General features: G+C 68.8%; 18 protein-coding genes and 1 tRNA gene. 10 read left to right on the top strand and 9 right to left on the bottom strand.

The features are described 5' to 3' along the window. Both AX685_RS00515 and AX685_RS00510 read right to left on the bottom strand, forming a co-directional pair. Positions 1-624: NUDIX domain-containing protein (locus AX685_RS00515; protein ID WP_197418421.1), on the bottom strand; the 624-nt coding region annotated here is incomplete at its 3' end. A 144-nt stretch (positions 625-768) separates the two neighbouring features. Continuing rightward, positions 769-844, bottom strand: a tRNA-Ala gene (locus tag AX685_RS00510). Between the two features lie 247 nt (positions 845-1091). Between AX685_RS00510 and AX685_RS00505 the strand changes: the two genes are divergently transcribed. Beyond that, a complete protein-coding gene (locus AX685_RS00505; protein WP_066484322.1) occupies positions 1092-2300 on the top strand; it encodes a DUF2171 domain-containing protein in 1209 nt (402 codons plus the stop codon). A 72-nt stretch (positions 2301-2372) separates the two neighbouring features. Here AX685_RS00505 and ypfJ read toward each other — a convergent pair whose 3' ends face one another. Continuing rightward, positions 2373-3287 (bottom strand): KPN_02809 family neutral zinc metallopeptidase, encoded by a 915-nt coding sequence (ypfJ, locus tag AX685_RS00500; RefSeq protein ID WP_066484321.1) that lies wholly within the window; start codon positions 3285-3287, stop codon positions 2373-2375. A gap of 121 nt (positions 3288-3408) precedes the next feature. On the opposite strand from ypfJ, the gene AX685_RS00495 reads away from it, so the two are divergent. Then, a complete protein-coding gene (locus tag AX685_RS00495; RefSeq protein WP_066484320.1) occupies positions 3409-4194 on the top strand; it encodes a 3-hydroxybutyrate dehydrogenase in 786 nt (261 codons plus the stop codon). Then, the gene (locus AX685_RS00490) at positions 4191-4898 is read left to right on the top strand and encodes a DUF4893 domain-containing protein (protein ID WP_082740379.1); all 708 of its coding nucleotides are present in this window, start codon (positions 4191-4193) and stop codon (positions 4896-4898) included. The genes AX685_RS00495 and AX685_RS00490 overlap by 4 nt, the downstream gene beginning before the upstream one ends. Here the strand turns inward: AX685_RS00490 and AX685_RS00485 are convergent. After that, positions 4841-5548, bottom strand: a complete 708-nt coding sequence (locus tag AX685_RS00485) for a hypothetical protein (protein WP_066484319.1) — start codon at positions 5546-5548, stop codon at positions 4841-4843. The two genes, AX685_RS00490 and AX685_RS00485, sit on opposite strands and share 58 nt — an antisense overlap. Continuing rightward, positions 5545-6507 (bottom strand): cation diffusion facilitator family transporter, encoded by a 963-nt coding sequence (locus AX685_RS00480; RefSeq protein WP_066484318.1) that lies wholly within the window; start codon positions 6505-6507, stop codon positions 5545-5547. Before AX685_RS00480 ends, AX685_RS00485 begins: the two co-directional genes overlap by 4 nt. A 142-nt stretch (positions 6508-6649) precedes the next feature. On the opposite strand from AX685_RS00480, the gene AX685_RS00475 reads away from it, so the two are divergent. After that, the gene (locus AX685_RS00475; protein WP_066484324.1) at positions 6650-7333 is read left to right on the top strand and encodes a DUF2490 domain-containing protein; all 684 of its coding nucleotides are present in this window, start codon (positions 6650-6652) and stop codon (positions 7331-7333) included. 9 nt (positions 7334-7342) lie between these two features. Here AX685_RS00475 and AX685_RS00470 read toward each other — a convergent pair whose 3' ends face one another. The 3 genes from AX685_RS00470 to AX685_RS00460 are packed head-to-tail and all read right to left on the bottom strand — an operon-like array spanning position 7343 to position 8804. Next, positions 7343-8308 (bottom strand): aldo/keto reductase, encoded by a 966-nt coding sequence (locus AX685_RS00470; protein WP_066484317.1) that lies wholly within the window; start codon positions 8306-8308, stop codon positions 7343-7345. Further along, positions 8305-8505, bottom strand: coding sequence for a hypothetical protein (locus AX685_RS00465; RefSeq protein ID WP_066484323.1), 201 nt, complete (start codon positions 8503-8505; stop codon positions 8305-8307). Before AX685_RS00465 ends, AX685_RS00470 begins: the two co-directional genes overlap by 4 nt. After that, positions 8505-8804, bottom strand: coding sequence for a hypothetical protein (locus AX685_RS00460; RefSeq protein ID WP_066484316.1), 300 nt, complete (start codon positions 8802-8804; stop codon positions 8505-8507). Before AX685_RS00460 ends, AX685_RS00465 begins: the two co-directional genes overlap by 1 nt. A 129-nt stretch (positions 8805-8933) precedes the next feature. On the opposite strand from AX685_RS00460, the gene AX685_RS00455 reads away from it, so the two are divergent. From AX685_RS00455 to metH, 4 genes are all read left to right on the top strand, one after another. Beyond that, positions 8934-9884, top strand: a complete 951-nt coding sequence (locus tag AX685_RS00455; protein WP_066484315.1) for an ArsR/SmtB family transcription factor — start codon at positions 8934-8936, stop codon at positions 9882-9884. Beyond that, the gene (gene metF / locus AX685_RS00450; RefSeq protein WP_066484314.1) at positions 9881-10825 is read left to right on the top strand and encodes a methylenetetrahydrofolate reductase [NAD(P)H]; all 945 of its coding nucleotides are present in this window, start codon (positions 9881-9883) and stop codon (positions 10823-10825) included. Before AX685_RS00455 ends, metF begins: the two co-directional genes overlap by 4 nt. A gap of 12 nt (positions 10826-10837) precedes the next feature. Next, positions 10838-11884 carry a homocysteine S-methyltransferase family protein gene (locus AX685_RS00445; protein ID WP_066484313.1) on the top strand — a complete coding sequence of 349 codons (1047 nt, stop codon included), beginning with the start codon at positions 10838-10840 and terminating at the stop codon, positions 11882-11884. A 97-nt stretch (positions 11885-11981) separates the two neighbouring features. Further along, positions 11982-14654, top strand: a complete 2673-nt coding sequence (gene metH, locus AX685_RS00440; protein ID WP_066484312.1) for a methionine synthase — start codon at positions 11982-11984, stop codon at positions 14652-14654. A gap of 309 nt (positions 14655-14963) precedes the next feature. Here metH and AX685_RS00435 read toward each other — a convergent pair whose 3' ends face one another. Next, on the bottom strand, positions 14964-15857 hold the full coding sequence (locus AX685_RS00435) for a LysR family transcriptional regulator (protein ID WP_066484310.1): 894 nt from the start codon (positions 15855-15857) through the stop codon (positions 14964-14966). A 96-nt stretch (positions 15858-15953) separates the two neighbouring features. Between AX685_RS00435 and AX685_RS00430 the strand changes: the two genes are divergently transcribed. Together AX685_RS00430 and AX685_RS00425 are read left to right on the top strand one after the other, a co-directional pair. After that, on the top strand, positions 15954-16283 hold the full coding sequence (locus AX685_RS00430; protein ID WP_066484308.1) for a nuclear transport factor 2 family protein: 330 nt from the start codon (positions 15954-15956) through the stop codon (positions 16281-16283). Continuing rightward, entirely contained in the window at positions 16280-17068 is a 789-nt protein-coding gene (locus AX685_RS00425; protein WP_066484306.1) for an SDR family oxidoreductase, read from the top strand. Before AX685_RS00430 ends, AX685_RS00425 begins: the two co-directional genes overlap by 4 nt. Positions 17069-17123: the final 55 nt, after the last annotated feature.

Raw genomic sequence — 17123 nt, 5'->3', positions numbered from 1 at the left:
GCGGGTGGGAAAGATCACCGCCAGCCGCCCGGCATCGGCATCGTCCAGCACGGACCGCGCGCTGGCCCACACCAGCCGGACGTTCTCGGTCGCATCGACGCTGGCGCACGGCGCGTCGGCGGGCAGGCCGGCGAGGAAGAACAGGGTGTCGAAGATGCGCATGTTGCGATGCGCCGGGCGCCAGCGCGCGAAGGGCACCAGCTGATCGAGATCGAGCCGCACGCCGGCATCGGCCAGCACCTCACCGAAGGAGGTGCCGGCGTGGAGCGCGGCGCGCATCCGTGCCAGCGCGTCGGGGGCGGGTGGCGGCGACAGGCCGATCGGGATGCCCGCCTCCTCGATCGTTTCGCGGATCGCGGCGATCCGCGCCGCGCCGTCATCGCCCGCGCCGATCACCTCGGCCAGCAGGTGGTCGCCCGGATCGACGCGCCCGCCGGGAAACACCATCGCCCCGGCGGCAAAGGCCATCGCCTTCGCGCGTTCCACCATCAGCAGTTCGGGCGGGCCGCCATCGGCGGCCTCGCGGAAGATGACCAGGGTGGCCGCCGGGATGGCGGGGGGCAGATCGTCGTCGCCGCCATCGGGATCGACCAGATGCTCCGCGCGAAAGCTGCGATCGATCATCGGCCCGTCTCCCATCCTTCCAGCCGGCAGGCGGCGTGAGCGCCCGTCCGATACGCGGCATCATCGGGCGCGATGCGACGCAGGGCAACCGCCGATCGCGCGGAAGGGGCCAAGAAAACGGCGTGAACGTGAAAGGGGGCGGGGTGGTGGAGCCGAGGGGAATCGAACCCCTGACCTCTGCAGTGCGATTGCAGCGCTCTCCCATCTGAGCTACGGCCCCGCCCGGGAGCCCGGCATCGCCGGGAGCGCCGCCCTTAGCGAGCCTTTTCGGGCGATGCAACACACCTTTCGTGGTGTGCACGCATTTACCTGCCGGTCCCGCCCCGACCGGACGAGCGCGGCATGCGACCAGCGCCCGTTGCGCGCCCGCAACGAGAGGAACGAAAGCGGTCCCCGATCCCTTCTGCCAGCATCCCCGCGACGCCGCCGGTGGCGCGCGGGGGCGATCTGACGACGAGGAGGATGCCATGGGCTACGAACGCTATCCGCGCGGCGACGACGACGGTCGACGCGACACGCAGGATTACGGGCGCGATTACGGATCCGGTCGCGATTACAGCTATTCGAGCGCGCGCGAGTATCGTGCGGCCGGGATGATCGGGCGCGACGAACGCGGCGGAGTGCGCGGCCAGCGCGACGATTACGGGGCCCGCGAATATGGAAACGCCGGCTACGGCCGTGGCGGGAACGAGCATAACGATCGCGGTTACGGCCAGTCGCGTTATGGTCAGTCGGGCTATGGCCAGTCGGACGATGATCGTGGCGGCTACTGCCGGTCGGGCTACGGCCAGTCGGGCTATGGCCAGTCGCGGGGCGACCGCGGGAACGACTATCACGGCAGTTACGCGCATGACGGTCGCCGGTTCGAGGATGTCGGCGAACGCCGCCATTGGGACGATGACAACTATCGCGATCGTAACCGGCAGCGTGGTGGGGCGAGCTATGGCCGCCAGCCGCAGGGCTATGACTATGATGACCGCGGTTTCCTGGCGCGTGCGGGGGACGAGGTGCGGTCATGGTTCGGCGACGAGGAGGCGGAACGCCGCCGCGAGATGGATGGCCGCTACGACGAGCGTTATTACAACCAGCAGGATCGCCAGGACCGCGACGGCGATTATCATTCGTGGCGTTCGGGCCAGATCGCGTCGTTCGACCGCGATTATGACGAATATCGCCGCGAGAACCGCACCAAGTTCGAGAACGAATTCTCGGCCTGGCGATCGCAGCGGCAGACGCAGCGCGACGCGCTGGACCGCGTCAAGGAACATGACGAGGTGCTGGGATCGGACGGCAGCCATGTCGGCACCGTCGACAAGGTGCGCGGCGACCGCATCCTGCTGACCAAGAACGATGCCGATGCCGGCGGGCAGCATCATTCGATCCCGTCGCGGTGGATCGACCGCGCCGAGGACGGCAAGGTGACGCTGTCGAAAACCGCCGACGAGGCCAAGCAGCACTGGCGCACCGAAGAGAAGAACCAGGCGATGTTCGGCTATGGCGACCGCGGGGGGCAGGGCACCGATCAGGATCGCCAGCGGATGGGCGCGTCCAGCTACGCCGCCGGCGGCCAGACCGGCACCGCGGCTAGCGACGACACGACCGGCACCGGCACGTCGGCCGGCACCGGCACGTCGGGCGGCACCAACCTCAACCGCAGCTTTTCGGGCACCTACTGACCCGAAACCCGGCGGATGCACAGAAGGCCCGGGCGGCGATGCCCGGGCCTTTTTCGTGGGCGCCGGAAAGGGTTACACTGCGCCGCTGAACGTGTCGCAGGCCGCCGGATCGCCGCTTTCCATGCCCCGCCGCAGCCATTCCTGCCGCTGTGCCGAGGTGCCGTGGGTGAAGCTGTCGGGAACGACGCGGCCCTGCGCCTCGCGCTGGAGCGTGTCGTCGCCGATCGCCTGCGCCGCGCGCATGCCTTCCTCCACGTCGCCCGGCTCCAGCCGGTTGCGGTTGGCGGCGGCCCAGACGCCGGCATAGCAATCCGCCTGCAATTCCAGCCGCACCGACAAAGCGTTGCCCTCACGCTCGCTTGCCTGGCGCTGCGCCTGCTGCACGCGTTCCGAGGTGCCGGTCAAATTCTGGATGTGATGGCCGAATTCGTGCGCGATCACATAATATTGCGCGAAATCGCCCGGCGCCTTGAACCGGTTGGTCAGTTCGTTGAAGAAATCGGTGTCGAGGTAGATGCCCTGATCGGTCGGGCAATAGAACGGCCCCATCGCCGACATCGCCGCGCCGCACCCCGAACGGCCGCCCCGTTCGCCGAAGAAAACAAGCTTGGGCGCGACGAACCGCTCGCCCGATTTGGCGAAGATCGCCTCCCACGTATTCTGCGCCGAGGAGAAGGCGTTGCAGGCCGCACGCGCGGCCTGGGTGTCGCATTTCTGCGCCAGCGTCTCCCCGCCGCCGCCGTTGGTGCGCGATACCGGCGTCGACGGGGCGAAGCTGTCGCCGCCGCCCACCAGCCCGCCAAGGTTGCCCAGCCCGCCGAACACCGCAAGCAGCAGCAGCGCGACGACGATCCCGCCGCAGCCGAAGCGGCTGCCGATCATCGGCAACAGCCCCAGCAGCAGCCCGCCGCCGCCGCCCAACCCGCCGCCGGCGCCGCCGCGCTGATCCTCGACGTTGATGTCGTTGTCGTAATCGTCGAGGCGCATGGGATCATCCTTCGGCTGGATCGTTTCCGTCGCGGCATGAATGCGTCCGGGCGGTGCCGGGTTGCAAGCGCCGCCTGTCGCCCGTTAGGGCTGGGCGATCGGATCGGGAGAGACCAAGGCCATGTTCCTGAAGGGCAAGAGCGCGATCGTCACGGGTTCCACGTCGGGCATCGGCCTCGCCATCGCGCGCGCGCTGGCGGCGGAGGGCGCGGCGGTGATGCTGAACGGCTTCGGCGAGGCGGATGCGATCGAGGCGATCCGTGGCGAATTGTCGGTGGCGAGCGGCGCGGACGCGCTGCACGACGGCGCCGACATGACGAAGCCCGATGAGATCGCGGCGATGGTCGATCGCGCGCACGCCGCCTGGGGCGGCCCGGACATCGTCGTCAACAACGCCGGCATCCAGTATGTGTCGGGGATCGCCGATTTCCCGCCGGAGAAATGGGACGCGATCCTGGCGATCAACCTGACCAGCGCGTTCCACATGATGCGCGCGGCGGTGCCGCACATGCGCGCGCGGGGCTGGGGCCGGATCGTGTCGACCGCATCGGCGCACAGCCTGGTCGCCAGCCCCAACAAGTCCGCCTATGTCGCGGCCAAGCACGGACTGGTCGGGCTGACCAAGACCGTCGCGCTGGAAACCGCGACCGACGGGATCACCGTCAACTGCATCTCCCCGGGCTATGTCTGGACGCCGCTGGTCGAAAGCCAGATTCCGGACACGATGAAGGCGCGCGGCATGACGCGCGAGCAGGTGATGAACGACGTGCTGCTGGCGGCGCAGCCGACCAAGGAATTCGTCACCCCCGAACAGATCGCCGCTTTCGCACTGTTCCTGTGCCGTGAGGAAGCGAAGGCGATCACCGGTGCCAACCTGTCCGCCGATGGTGGCTGGACCGCGGCATGATGCGGCGTCACGCCGCGGCGATGCTGGCGATGACCGCGACGGGACTGGGGCCGGGGCTGGCGCTGGGCGGATGCGCGGGCAAGGCGCGCGGCGGGGCGGCGACGACGCCTGCCCCATCCGCGACGGCGGAGGCGGAGACGTTCGGCGCGGCCGACTGGCGCCGCGTCGCCACCCCCGCCGACCGCGAGCGGATGCGGCGATGGCGCGATGCGTGGGTCGCGGGGCTGGCGGCGGTGCCGCGCACTGCCGCGCGCGAGGTGGCGGCGCAGGGGGTGTTGTTCGATCCCGACGCCGCGCTGCCCGGTGCGGTGCCGCCGGCGGGTGACTATCGCTGCCGGGTGTTCAAGCTGGGGCGGCGCGGCGGCGCGGGCGCGGGCAGCGCCGGGCCGGGCTATGTCGCCTACGCCTGGTTCGCGTGCCGGGTCGGTGCGGCGCGCGCCGACGGCACCATGCCGCTGGTTAAGCTGACCGGATCGCAGCGGTATGTCGGCACGCTCTATCCCCAGGACGGGCGACGCGCCGCGTTCCTGGGGACGCTGGTGCTGGGCGACGAGGTGCGGACGATCGACTATGGCCGGTCGGCGGAGCGGGACATCGCGGGCTGGGTCGACCGCGTCGGCACCGCGCGATGGCGGCTGGCGATGCCCTATCCCGCGTTCGAATCGGTCCTGGACGTGATGGAACTGGTCCCCGCCGGGGGCTGAGCATCGTCGTTGGCGGGGCCTGCGGGCTTCTTGCCGGCCATCGTACCCGGCGTCGCTTCCGGCGCGTCGACCGGCAGCGCGGCGTCGAGCGGCGGGTGCGCGGCGAACCATTGCTTGCCCGTCTGTTCGACCGGTTCGACCGCGCCTGGATTGGCCGCGGCGACCGCGCGCAGGAAGCTGCTGGGCTTCTTCATCAATTTCGGGAAATCGACCGTTGTCAGCCCCGACCGGCGCGCCGCCTCGCGAACGAACGTGACGCAGTTGCGGCGGTTGAGGTTGTAGGTGGCGTCGCCGGTCTTTTCGTCCCATTCGCGGATCAGGTCGAGGATCGCTGCATATTGCGCATCGCTGAGCGTGCGGCTGAACCGCGCGTGGCTGCCCTGCATATAACCGCGCTTGGGGCGTTCGACGCGGCCCTTCACATTGCCGAACAGCAGCGCAGGGGTGACCGATCTGGCGGTGAAGCCGTAACTGGCGTCGACCGGCGCGCCGCCCGCGTCGGGCGTGCCGCGCAGCGTGAAGAAGGCGTGCGGGAAGTAATTGCCGAAATCCCGACTCCAGAAGGTGATCGTCACCGCCGCCTGCGCGGGCAGCGCCGACACCAGCAGCAGCAGCGCGGCGATCCCGCGTGCCAGCAGCCGCATGGTCATGCCACCGGCCCCGGAACCGCGACCACCGTGGCATCCTCGCGCCGTTCGGGGCGGATGTAGATCGACGACAGCCGCGGTTCCGCGGCGCGCAGCCGGTCCTCCAGATCCTCGATCATCCGTTCCCCTTCGCCCATCGTCAGACTGTCGTCGAAGTCGGCGCTGATCGCAACGAAGATGCTGTCGGGCGCGGTGTGGATGGTGCGGACGTGGTTGACGGCGACCACGCCGGAATGCGCCGCGACGACGCCGGCGACGCGCGCGATCACCTGCGGGTCGGCGCGCTCGCCGATCAGCAGCCCCTTCGATTCGCGTGCCAGGATGATCGCGACCAGCGCCAGGATCAGCCCGATCGCGATCGAGGCGGCGCCGTCGATGCGCGGATCGTTCCAGTGGTGGCTGGCCCATACGCCGACGCCGGCGATCAGCAGCCCGGCGAGCGCGGCCGAATCCTCGAACAGGACGATGAAGCCGGCCGGATCCTTCGATTCGCGGATCGCGCGCCACCACGGCATGTCGCCCTTCGCCGCCGCGAATTCGCGCGCGGCGAGCGTCCACGACGTCCCTTCCAGCGCGACCGCGACGCCGAGCACGATATAGTTGATAAGCGGATCCACCAGCGGTTCGGGCGCGCGGATATGCTTCCACCCTTCGTAGATCGACACCCCCGCACCGACCGCGAAGATCAGGATCGCGACGACGAACGCCCAGAAATACAGCTCGCGCCCATAGCCGAAGGGATGCGCCGCGTCGGGCGGGCGCTTGGCGCGCTTCTGTCCGTACAGCAGCAGAATCTGGTTGCCGCTGTCGACCAGCGAGTGGACCCCCTCCGTCAGCATCGACGACGAACCGGAGATGCCCGCCGCGACGAACTTGGCGACCGCGATGCCCAGATTGGCGGCAAGCGCGCCGTACAGGACGATATCCTGCCGGATACGGGCGACGAGCGTGGCCAGCGTCATTCTCCCTCGGGTGATCGCGGCGCGACGGCTGGCGCCACGGGCAAGACGCCGGACGCTCGCCGCCGTTCCGTCTTGCCGCGGCGGATGATGATTATGTGACAAACGGATGACAATGCCGTGACGGCCGGGCATGGCAGGCGCGATGACACGCTTCGTTCCGATCGCGCTGGTGCTGGCCGGCCTGTTCGCCGCGCCGCCCGCCGCCGCGCAGGTGACGCATGATGCCGGAGCGTGGGCCAACCTCACCGTACAGGGCGCCAGCGCGCGGCCGGTGGCATGGTTCGTGGAGCTGCAGCCGCGGATTCAGGATGATCTGGGGCGGGTGGACCAGGTGATCGCGCGCGGCGCGCTGGGCCGGACGGTGGCGCGCGGGCTGACCTTGTACCAGGGCTATGCGCATGTCGCGATGCCCGTGCGCGGCGGGCGCGACCTGAACGAGGAGCGGTTGTTCCAGCAGGTGAGCTGGGTGATATCCGGCCTGCGGCGCGGCGAGCTGTCCTCGCGCTTCCGGCTGGAGCAACGCTGGCGTTCCGACGGGAACGATATGCAGCTTCGCGCCCGTGAGATGGTGCGGTTCGAATATCCGCTGGGGCGCGACGACGGCATCCGCGCGCTGACGTCGATGGAGGGGTTTGTGGTGCTCAACAGCGTCGACTGGCGCGGGCGTTCGGGGTTTGACCAGCTGCGCACGTTCGTCGGCGCGGAAATCCCGGTCGGCGGCACGTCCACGGTCGAGGCCGGCTATATGAACCAGATCATCGACCAGCCCGGCGGCGCCGCGCGGGTCAACCACAATCTGTCGCTGGCGCTGTTCTGGCGGCTGTAGCCGGGCGGCTCAGACGCCCGCGTCGGTCAGCCGCGCGAGCTGTTCGTCGCCAAGCGTCAGCGTCATCGCGCCCATCAGTTCCTCCAGCTGCGCGACCGAGGTGGCGCTGGCGATCGGCGCGGTGACGCCGGGCTGTGCGGTGAGCCACGCCAGCGCGACCTGTGCCAGCGTCGCGCCGCTTTCCTGCGCCACCGCATCCATCGCGGCGAGCACCGCGGCGCCCTTGCCCTCCAGCAGGTCGGCCAAGCGACCGCCGCGCACGCTCTTGCCCAGATCGTCGCGCGACCGGTACTTGCCGGTCAGGAAGCCGGAGGCGAGGCCGTAATAAGGAACGACCCCGATATTCTCGACCACGCAATAATCCTGCAACTCGCCCTCGAACTTGTGGCGGCTGACCAGATTATATTCGGGCTGTAGCACCTGATAATGGGGCAGCCCGGCGGCGCGCGCGGTCTCGACCGCGCTTTTCAGCCGCGCGGCGTGGAAATTGGACGCGCCCAGCACGCGCACCTTGCCCGCGGCGACCAGCGTGGCGAACGCCTCGGCGACCGCGTCCTGCGGCTGCGCGTCGTCGTCCTGATGCGCGAAATACAGGTCGATGCGATCGGTGCCGAGCCGGCGCAGCGAGGCGTCGCAGGCCGCAACGATGCGCGCGGGCGCCAGTTTCTCACCGCCGTCACCCGGCAGCATCCCGACCTTGGTGGCGATCAGCACCTTGTCGCGCTTCCCGCCGGCCTTCAGCCATTCGCCGATCACCGTTTCGGATTCGCCGCCCGAATGGCCGGGAACCCACGCCGAATAGACGTCGGCGGTGTCGATCATCGTCCCGCCGCCGTCGACGAAGGCGTCGAGGACCGCGAAGCTGGTCGCGCGATCGGCGGTCCAGCCGAACACATTGCCGCCCAGCACCAGCGGCGCGATGCGCAGGTCGGAGGCGCCCAGTCGACGATGCGGGATCGCGGCGGTATCGGTCATGGCTGCTGCTGGTTTCCGTCGGTGGACACATCCTCCAGCGCGACACTGTTGGCATCGAGCATGGCGGCGGCATCGTTGAGCTGGCGATCGTCGTCGGCGGTCAGGCCGGGAGTCGGATCGCCGCCGCCCGAACAGGCGGCGGCGAGCAAAGCGAGCGGCGCCGCGGCCAGCAACAGGACGGGGCGCCGCGATCGCATCACTTCTTTTCGTCGCGCAGTTCGTTGCCGGCGCGGACCATCGCATTGCCCGTGGCGTCCGCGGCATCGTCGCCGGCGTTACGCATCTTCTCGCCCGCGCGGTCGAGCGAGTTTTCGGCCTTGTTCAGCGCGTCGTCGGTCGCGGCATCGACATTGTCGACCGCGTTGCGCGTCGTCGCGCTGGTGTCCGCGGCGATCGCGTTGGCGGCCTCCGCCGATTCATTCTGCGCTTTCTGGCTGCAGGCGGCCAGCGACAGCGCGGTGGCGGCGGCAAGGGCGATGGTGAACTCACGCTTCATCAGGTGTCCCCTCAAAGGTCGTTACGCCGGCTTAACTGCCGGAGCGGGATGGCGAACGCCAGAGCGACGGCAAAAGGTCCGTGCCGTTCTCGTTTGACGTCATATAAAGATATCTTTATATCTCGTCGCATGAAACGTGCGCTCGATATCTTCCGTGCCGTCGCCGACGAGACGCGGCTGCGGATCGTCGCGCTGCTGGGCACGATGGAATTGTCGGTCGGCGAACTGGCACAGGTGCTGGGGCAAAGCCAGCCGCGCGTGTCGCGGCATGTGAAGATCCTGTGCGATGCCGGCATCGCCGAACGGCGCAAGGAAGGCAGCTGGGTGTTCGTCGCACTGGGCGACCCGCAGCTGGTGGCGCCGGTGATGGCCGCGCTGGAGGCGTTCGACGTCGCGCCGTCGGTGGAGGCGGACGTCGCCCGGCTGGCCGCGGTGCGCGAGGATCGCGCGGCGGCGGCGGCGGCATGGTTCGAGGCCAAGGCGGGTGAATGGGACGCGATCCGCTCGCTCCACATCGCCGAGGAACAGGTCGAGGCAGCGATGCGCGACATCCTGTCCGACGAGCGGCTGGGCCGGCTGGTCGATATTGGCACCGGCACCGGGCGGATGATCGAGCTGTTCGCGCCCGAGGCCGCCCACGCGCTGGGGATCGACAAGAGCAGTGAGATGCTGCGGCTGGCGCGTGCCAAGCTGACGCAGCGCGGGCTGGGCAATGCCGAACTGCGCCAGGCGGACCTGTATGCGCTGCCGCTGGCGGACGCCGCGGCGGACGTGGCGATCCTGCACCATGTCCTGCACTTCGCGCAGCAACCGGGCGCCGCGATCGTCGAGGCGGCGCGCGTGCTGGCGCCGGGCGGGCGGCTCCTGATCGCCGATTTCGCGCCGCACGACCGCGAGGAGCTGCGCGCGCGCGCGTCGCACAGTCGGCTGGGCTTCGCGGATACGCAGATGGCTGCCTGGTTCGCGGCGGCGGGGTTGCGTCTGGCGCGGACCGAGACGCTGGAGGGCGGGGAGCTGACGGTAAAACTGTGGCTGGGGCGCAAGGCGGCCGAGCCGGTGCGTGAGGTGAGGGCGGCATGACGATTTCGGTGAACCAGCTGGAAGAGGCGCGCCGCGCGCTCGACGCGCCCCTGTACGCCGACGTCGGCGGCGATGTCGACGTCAGCTTCGAATTCTCCCCGCCCAAGACCGACAAGGCGGAGGAGAATCTGTGGCAGTCGATCGAGGCGCTGCGCCCGCTGTCCCCGCGCTTCCTGTCGGTCACCTATGGCGCGGGCGGCTCCACCCGCGACCGCACGCACGCGACGGTGGCGCGGATCGCGCGCGACACCGACGTGCCCGCCGCGGCGCACCTGACCTGCGTCGAGGCGACCCGTGCGGAGATCGACGCGGTCGCCGATGCCTATTGGCAGGCGGGCGTGCGCCATATCGTCGCGCTGCGCGGCGATCCGCCCGCAGGCGCGTCGGATTATGCCCCGCATCCCGGCGGCTATGAAAATGCCGCCGCGCTGGTCGCCGGACTGCAGCGGCTGCATCCGTTCGAGATTTCGGTGGCGGGCTATCCCGAATGCCACCCCAGCTCGACCGATCGCGCCGCCGATCTCGACAATCTGAAGCGCAAGCTGGACGCGGGCGCGACGCGCGCGATCACGCAATTCTTCTTCGAACCCGAAACCTTCTTCCGCTATCGCGACGCGGCGGCGGCGGCGGGGATCGACGCGGAGATCGTGCCGGGGATCATGCCGATCGGCAGCTTCGCGGGGGTGATGCGCATGGCGGCGATGTGCAATACCGCCGTCCCCGGCTGGCTCGGCCGGTTGTTCGAGGGGCTGGACGATCACCCCGGCGCGCGCCAGCTGGTCGCGGCGACGGTGGCGGCCGAATTGTGCCGAAAGCTGTATGCCGGCGGGGTCCGCCAGCTGCACTTCTATACGATGAACAAGGCCGAGCTGAGCTACGCCATCTGCCACCTGCTGGGGGTGCGGGCGGCGCCGGTGCAGGCGACGGCCGCAGCGGCGTGACGGAGTAGAGAGATGACTATCCGCGATACGTTCAACGCCGAGGCGGCGAAGCGCATCCTCATCACCGATGGCGCCTTCGGCACCGAGATCCAGAACTGGAAGCTGTCGGAGGCCGATTATGCCGGCACGCTGACGCTCGGCCACGACCAGAAGGGCAACAACGACATCCTGGCGCTGACCAAGCCGGAGGTGCCCGAGGCGATCCACCGCGCCTATTTTGAGGCGGGAGCCGATATCGCGGAAACCAACACCTTCTCCGCCAACCGCATCAGCCAGGCCGATTACGGTGCCGAAGGGCTGGTGCGCGAGATCAACGTGGAGAGCGCGAAGCTCGCGCGTCGCATCGCCGACGAATATCAGGCGAAGGATGGCCGTCCGCGCTTCGTCGCGGGCGCGATCGGCCCGACCAACAAGACGCTGTCGCTCAGCCCGGACGTCAACGATCCGGGCTATCGCGAGATCGACTTCGATTACCTGAAGCAGGTGTATCGCGAGCAGATCGACGCATTGGTCGAGGGCGGCGCGGACTTCGTGCTGATCGAGACGGTGTTCGACACGCTCAATGCCAAGGCCGGGATCATGGCCGCGATCGAGGCGGGCGAGGCGCTGGGCCGCGACCTGCCGATCATGCTGTCGATGACGCTGACCGACCTGTCCGGCCGCAACCTGTCGGGGCATACGGTGGAGGCGTTCTGGCACGCGGTGCGCCATGCGAAGCCGCTGACGATCGGGCTGAACTGTTCGTTCGGGGCCGAGCAGCTGCGCCCGCACGTCAAGACGCTGTCGGAACTCTGCGACACGCTCATCATGGTCTATCCCAACGCCGGGCTGCCCAACGAACTGGGCGCCTATGACGAGGCGCCCGCGACGACCGCCGGGCTGGTCGGCGAATGGGCGTTCGCGGGGCAGGTCAACGTGCTGGGCGGGTGCTGCGGATCGACGCCCGCGCATATCAAAGCGATCGCGGACCATGTGCGCGGGATGACGCCGCGCAAGGTGGCGGTGCCCCCGGTGCGCACGCGACTGGCCGGGCTGGAGCCGTTCACGATGGCGGCGTAAGCCGTCGCCTCTGCGTAGGCAGGGGCCTCCCAGTTACTATAGCGCACCCGTGCGGCACGAGATCCCGGCCTTCGCCGGGATGACGAGGTTTCCCCGAATGACCACCACCTCCACCCAGTTCGTCAATATCGGCGAGCGCACGAACGTCACCGGCTCCGCGGCGTTCAAGAAGATGATCCTCGCGGGCGATTACAATCGCGCGATCGAGGTTGCGCGCCAGCAGGTGGAGAATGGCGCGCAGGTGGTCGACGTCAACATGGACGAGGGGCTGCTCGACGCGCACCACGCCATGACGACCTTCCTGAAGCTGATCGCCGCCGAACCGGATATCGCGCGCGTGCCGATCATGATCGATTCGTCCAAGTGGGACGTGATCGAGGCGGGGCTGAAGTGCGTGTCGGGCAAGCCGATCGTCAATTCGATCAGCATGAAGGAGGGCGAGGAGCAATTCCTCGCGCACGCGCGCAAGTGCATGAACTATGGCGCGGCGGTCGTCGTGATGGCGTTCGACGAGGTCGGGCAGGCCGACACCAAGGAGCGCAAGGTCGAGATCTGCGATCGCGCCTACAAGCTGCTGACCGGCATCGGCTTTCCGCCCGAGGATATCATCTTCGATCCCAACGTCTTCGCGGTGGCGACCGGGATCGAGGAGCACAATAACTACGGCGTCGACTTCATCGAGGCGTGCCGCGAGATCAAGGCGCGTTGCCCGCACGTCCATATCTCCGGCGGGCTGTCGAACCTCTCGTTCAGCTTCCGCGGTAACGAGCCGGTGCGCCGCGCGATGCATTCGGTGTTCCTGTACTACGCCATCCCCGCCGGCATGGACATGGCGATCGTCAACGCCGGGCAGCTCGACGTCTATGACGCGATCGACCCCGAATTGCGGAAGGCGTGCGAGGACGTCATCCTCAATCGCGATCCCGAGGCGGGCGACCGGCTGGTCGCGCTGGCGGAGCGGTTCCGCGGCACCGACGCGGCGGCGGAGAAGCAGGCGGCCGAGTGGCGCTCGCTGGAGGTGACCAAGCGGCTCGAATATGCGCTGGTCAAGGGCATCGACGCGCATGTCGTCGAGGATACCGAGGAATGCCGCCAGATGTACGCCCGCCCGATCGAGGTGATCGAAGGGCCGCTGATGGACGGGATGAACGTCGTGGGCGACCTGTTCGGGTCGGGCAAGATGTTCCTGCCGCAGGTGGTGAAGTCGGCGCGGGTCATGAAGAAGGCGGTCGCGCACCTGATGCCGTTCATCGAGGCCGCCAAGGAACCCGGCGCGAAGGGCAAGGGCAAGGTCGTGATGGCGACCGTCAAGGGCGACGTCCACGATATCGGCAAGAACATCGTCGGCGTCGTGCTCCAGTGCAACGGCTTCGAGGTGATCGACCTGGGCGTGATGGTGCCGTGGTCGAAGATCCTGGAGGCGGCGAACGAGAATGACGCCGACATGATCGGCCTGTCGGGCCTCATCACCCCGTCGCTGGACGAAATGGTGACGGTCGCCGAGGAGATGCAGCGCGCGCAGATGCAGATGCCGCTGCTGATCGGCGGCGCGACCACGTCGAAGGTCCATACCGCGCTGCGCATCGCGCCCGCCTATACCGGGCCGGTCGTCCATGTGCTGGACGCCAGCCGCGCGGTCGGGGTGGCGACGACGCTGGTCAGCGACACGATCCGCGACGATTATGTCGCGGGCGTCGCCAGGGATTACCAGGCGGTGCGCGATGCGCGCGAGGGCAAGGGGCAGAATGCGCTGCTGCCGCTGGACGAAGCGCGCCGCCGCGGCTTCCCCGCCGACATGGCGCTGAAGGCGCCCGCGCCGAAGCGGCCCGGCCTGCATGTGTTCGACGACTGGGATCTGGCGCAGCTGCGCGAGTATATCGACTGGACGCCGTTCTTCCGCGCGTGGGAACTGGCGGGCAATTTCCCCGCGATCCTGTCCGATGCGGTGGTCGGCGAGAGTGCGTCGTCGCTCTATGCCGACGCGCAAGGAATGCTGGACCGCATCGTCGCGGAGAAGTGGCTGACCGCGCGCGGCGTCGCCGGGCTGTGGCCGTGCCATCGCCATGACGACGATATCTGGGTCCACGACCGCCACAGCGCCGATCACCGCTCGCCCGACGGCGGCGCGGTGCCGGAGGTATTCAACGTCCCCGATCTTGACCGCACCAACGAACATTCGACGCGCCTGCCGTTTCTGCGCCAGCAGATCGCCAAGCGCGAGGGGCGGGCGAACATGTGCCTGGCCGATTTCGTCGACCCGGCGGGCGACTGGATCGGCGGCTTCGCGGTCGGCATCCACGGCATCGAGCCGCACCTGGAACGCTATCGCGCCGACAATGACGATTACAACGACATCCTGCTGAAGGCGCTGGCCGATCGTCTGGCGGAAGCGTTCGCGGAGGCGCTGCACGCGCATGTCCGCACGACATTATGGGGCTATGCCCCCGACGAGCAGCTGACCAACGAGGCGCTGATCCGCGAGCAATATCGCGGCATCCGCCCGGCGCCGGGCTATCCGGCGTGCCCCGAACATTCGCTGAAGGGGCGGCTGTTCGATATGCTGGGCGCGCAGCGGAACGCCGGGCTGGAACTGACCGAGAGTTTCGCGATGCTGCCGACCGCGGCGGTCAGCGGATTCTATTTCGGGCATGCGCAGGCCGAATATTTCGGCGTCGCGCGCATCGGGGAGGACCAGCTGGCCGACTATGCGCAGCGGCTGGGCGTCGATCGCGAACGCGCGACGCGGCTGCTGCGCCCGAACCTGGACTGATCGCGCCTCAGCGCGCGATCAGCATCGCCGTTTCCACCGCCGCCGCGACCGCACACCAGCTGGCGAGCGTCAGCGCCGCCATGATGCCGATACGTTGCAGGGGCGTGTAGAGCCGGATCATCATCCTCGTCCTTCTAACGACCCGGTCGCATGATGCCGGGATGACGCGAAGGATTGCAGAAAGATGACAAGCGGAAAAGCCAGCGCCCCTGTCCCATGTCGAGACAAATTCGCGTCGCGGTGATCGGGCGGCTCGATCACCGACGCCGCGGCGCGCGCGCTCCGATCGAGACGACGCCGCCACGCCTGCTATCCCGCTGATTGGCGGGCCATTTCGATCAGCGCCCTGAACGCCGCCGATGGATTCCGGCGGGTGGGGTAATAAAGGCACAGCGGGTCGCGCGGCGGCGTCCAGTCTTCCAGTACCCGGACGAGGCGACCCGCCCGGATGTCGTCGCGGACGTCCGCTTCCATGAAATAGCCGAGCCCGACATGATCGAGGACGGCGATGCGCGACAGGCTCGATTCGTCCAGCGTGATCGGCCCGGTGACGTCGATCGCCACCGACTCCCCATCCTTTTCGAACTGCCAGCGATGCAGCGCGCCGTTGGGCAGCCGGATGCGAAGGCACGCGTGACGGAGAAGGTCCGGCGGCGTGCGGGGCGTGCCATTGGCCGCGAGATAGGCGGGCGACGCGACCACCGCGAAGCTGCGCGGCGGCCCGACGGGAATGGCGATCATGTCGGTCGGCACCAGGTTCGCGGCGCGCAGGCCGAGGTCGAAGCCTTCGGCAACGATGTCCACGATCCGCCCCTCGGTGACGAGATCGATATGAACCTGCGGATAGCGGCGCAGGAAGCGCAGCAGCAGCGGCGCCAGTATCTCGCGGCCCCCCGACGCGAAGGCGTTGATCCGCAGCGTCCCCGATGGCGTTTCCTGCTGCGACCGGGCGGCCCCCATCGCGTCGTGCAGCGTGCGCACGGCCGGGCCGACCTGTTCGACGAAATTCCGCCCGGCGTCGGTCAGCGACACGCTGCGCGTCGTGCGGTTGAACAGCCGCACCCCTAGCTGCCCTTCCAGCTTGGCGATGGCATTGCTGAGCGCGGTGGTGGACAGCCCCAGTTCCAGCGCCGCGGCGCGAAACGATCCGCATCGCGCGATCGCCAGAACGGCATCGAACTCTAGCAGGCCGTGCTTCGACATTGTCCCGCCTTTCGCAACGGCACATGCCGATTTGACCCGATTATCGCAAGCAGCGCGCGGCGTTAGATCGGCGGCGTCATCGCAAGGAGCACGGCCATGTCGATAAAACTGCCCACACCCATCGCCGATTATGTCGCCGCCAATGCGCGGCTCGACGCCGACGCCATGCTGAGGCCGTTTGCGGCCGATGCGGTGTTCGTGGACAACGGGAAGCGTTTCGAGGGCAGTGAGCAGATCCGGGGGCTGTTCGAACGCGAGGTGATCGCCGTGAAGGCGGTCTTCACGCCCGACGCGATCCGCCACGAAGCCGGGCGGGTCGTGGTCGAGGGCCCCGCGCACGGCGACTTCCCCGGCAGCCCGCTGCGCTTCACCTACCGCTTCACGCTCGACGGCGATGCGATCGCGGCACTGGAGGTCACGATATGACGAGCCGGGTCGATCCCACCGAATTCGCAGGCAAGCGCGTCGTCGTCAGCGGCGGGACCAAGGGGCTGGGGCGCGCGACCGTTGACCGGTTTCTCGCCGGCGGCGCGCGGGTCATGACCGCCGCGCGCAGGGCGGTGGCGGCGATCGAGGGGGTCGAGTTTGTTGCGGCCGATCTGACGACCGCCGACGGCAGCCGGACGCTGGCGGACGCCGCGCTCGACAGGCTGGGCGGCGTCGACATCCTGGCGCATGTGATCGGCGGATCGTCCGCGCCGGCGGGCGGGTTCGCCGCGCTCACCGACGAACACTGGCTGGCGGAACTCAACCTCAATCTGCTCGCGACCGTGCGGCTCGATCGCCTGCTGCTGCCGACGATGATCGCGCAGGGCGCAGGCGCGGTGGTGCACGTCACCTCGATCCAGTCGGTGCTGCCGCTGCCGGAATCGACCACCGCCTATGCTGTGGCCAAGGCCGCGCTGCGGACCTACAGCAAGGCGCTGTCAAGGGAACTGGGCCCGCGGAGCGTGCGCGTCAACACCGTTTCCTCCGGGTGGATCATGACCGAATCGGCCACCGGCTTCCTGGAGCGGTTGCAGGCGGCGAACGGCGGGACCATCGAGGACGCGCGTCGGTCGGTGCTCGATGCGCTGGGCGGCATTCCGATCGGGCGCGGGGCCGAACCGCATGAGGTCGCCGACCTGATCGCCTATCTTGCCGCGGATCGCGCCGCGGCGATCCATGGCGCCGAGTTCGTCATCGACGGCGGCAGGATCCGCACCGTGTGACGATGGCCGCGGCCACCGGACGCGCGGCGATCGGCCGATGCGAGCGGGTCAGATC

The organism is Sphingomonas sp. CCH9-F2 (genome assembly GCF_001556735.1).
In the GTDB taxonomy this organism is placed as follows: domain Bacteria; phylum Pseudomonadota; class Alphaproteobacteria; order Sphingomonadales; family Sphingomonadaceae; genus Sphingomonas; species Sphingomonas ginsenosidimutans.
Note: the sequence above shows the minus strand (reverse complement) of the source record. Positions and strands in the feature narration are given on the sequence as shown.

Bases quoted from the DNA above. Each gene is read 5' to 3' on its own strand.
- AX685_RS00505 (WP_066484322.1), top strand. From the start codon at position 1,092: ATGGGCTACGAACGCTATCCGCGCGGCGACGACGACGGTCGACGCGAC.
- ypfJ (WP_066484321.1), bottom strand. From the start codon at position 3,287: ATGCGCCTCGACGATTACGACAACGACATCAACGTCGAGGATCAGCGC.
- AX685_RS00495 (WP_066484320.1), top strand. From the start codon at position 3,409: ATGTTCCTGAAGGGCAAGAGCGCGATCGTCACGGGTTCCACGTCGGGC.
- AX685_RS00490 (WP_082740379.1), top strand. From the start codon at position 4,191: ATGATGCGGCGTCACGCCGCGGCGATGCTGGCGATGACCGCGACGGGA.
- AX685_RS00485 (WP_066484319.1), bottom strand. From the start codon at position 5,548: ATGACCATGCGGCTGCTGGCACGCGGGATCGCCGCGCTGCTGCTGCTG.
- AX685_RS00480 (WP_066484318.1), bottom strand. From the start codon at position 6,507: ATGACGCTGGCCACGCTCGTCGCCCGTATCCGGCAGGATATCGTCCTG.
- AX685_RS00475 (WP_066484324.1), top strand. From the start codon at position 6,650: ATGACACGCTTCGTTCCGATCGCGCTGGTGCTGGCCGGCCTGTTCGCC.
- AX685_RS00470 (WP_066484317.1), bottom strand. From the start codon at position 8,308: ATGACCGATACCGCCGCGATCCCGCATCGTCGACTGGGCGCCTCCGAC.
- AX685_RS00465 (WP_066484323.1), bottom strand. From the start codon at position 8,505: ATGCGATCGCGGCGCCCCGTCCTGTTGCTGGCCGCGGCGCCGCTCGCT.
- AX685_RS00460 (WP_066484316.1), bottom strand. From the start codon at position 8,804: ATGAAGCGTGAGTTCACCATCGCCCTTGCCGCCGCCACCGCGCTGTCG.
- AX685_RS00455 (WP_066484315.1), top strand. From the start codon at position 8,934: ATGAAACGTGCGCTCGATATCTTCCGTGCCGTCGCCGACGAGACGCGG.
- metF (WP_066484314.1), top strand. From the start codon at position 9,881: ATGACGATTTCGGTGAACCAGCTGGAAGAGGCGCGCCGCGCGCTCGAC.
- AX685_RS00445 (WP_066484313.1), top strand. From the start codon at position 10,838: ATGACTATCCGCGATACGTTCAACGCCGAGGCGGCGAAGCGCATCCTC.
- metH (WP_066484312.1), top strand. From the start codon at position 11,982: ATGACCACCACCTCCACCCAGTTCGTCAATATCGGCGAGCGCACGAAC.
- AX685_RS00435 (WP_066484310.1), bottom strand. From the start codon at position 15,857: ATGTCGAAGCACGGCCTGCTAGAGTTCGATGCCGTTCTGGCGATCGCG.
- AX685_RS00430 (WP_066484308.1), top strand. From the start codon at position 15,954: ATGTCGATAAAACTGCCCACACCCATCGCCGATTATGTCGCCGCCAAT.
- AX685_RS00425 (WP_066484306.1), top strand. From the start codon at position 16,280: ATGACGAGCCGGGTCGATCCCACCGAATTCGCAGGCAAGCGCGTCGTC.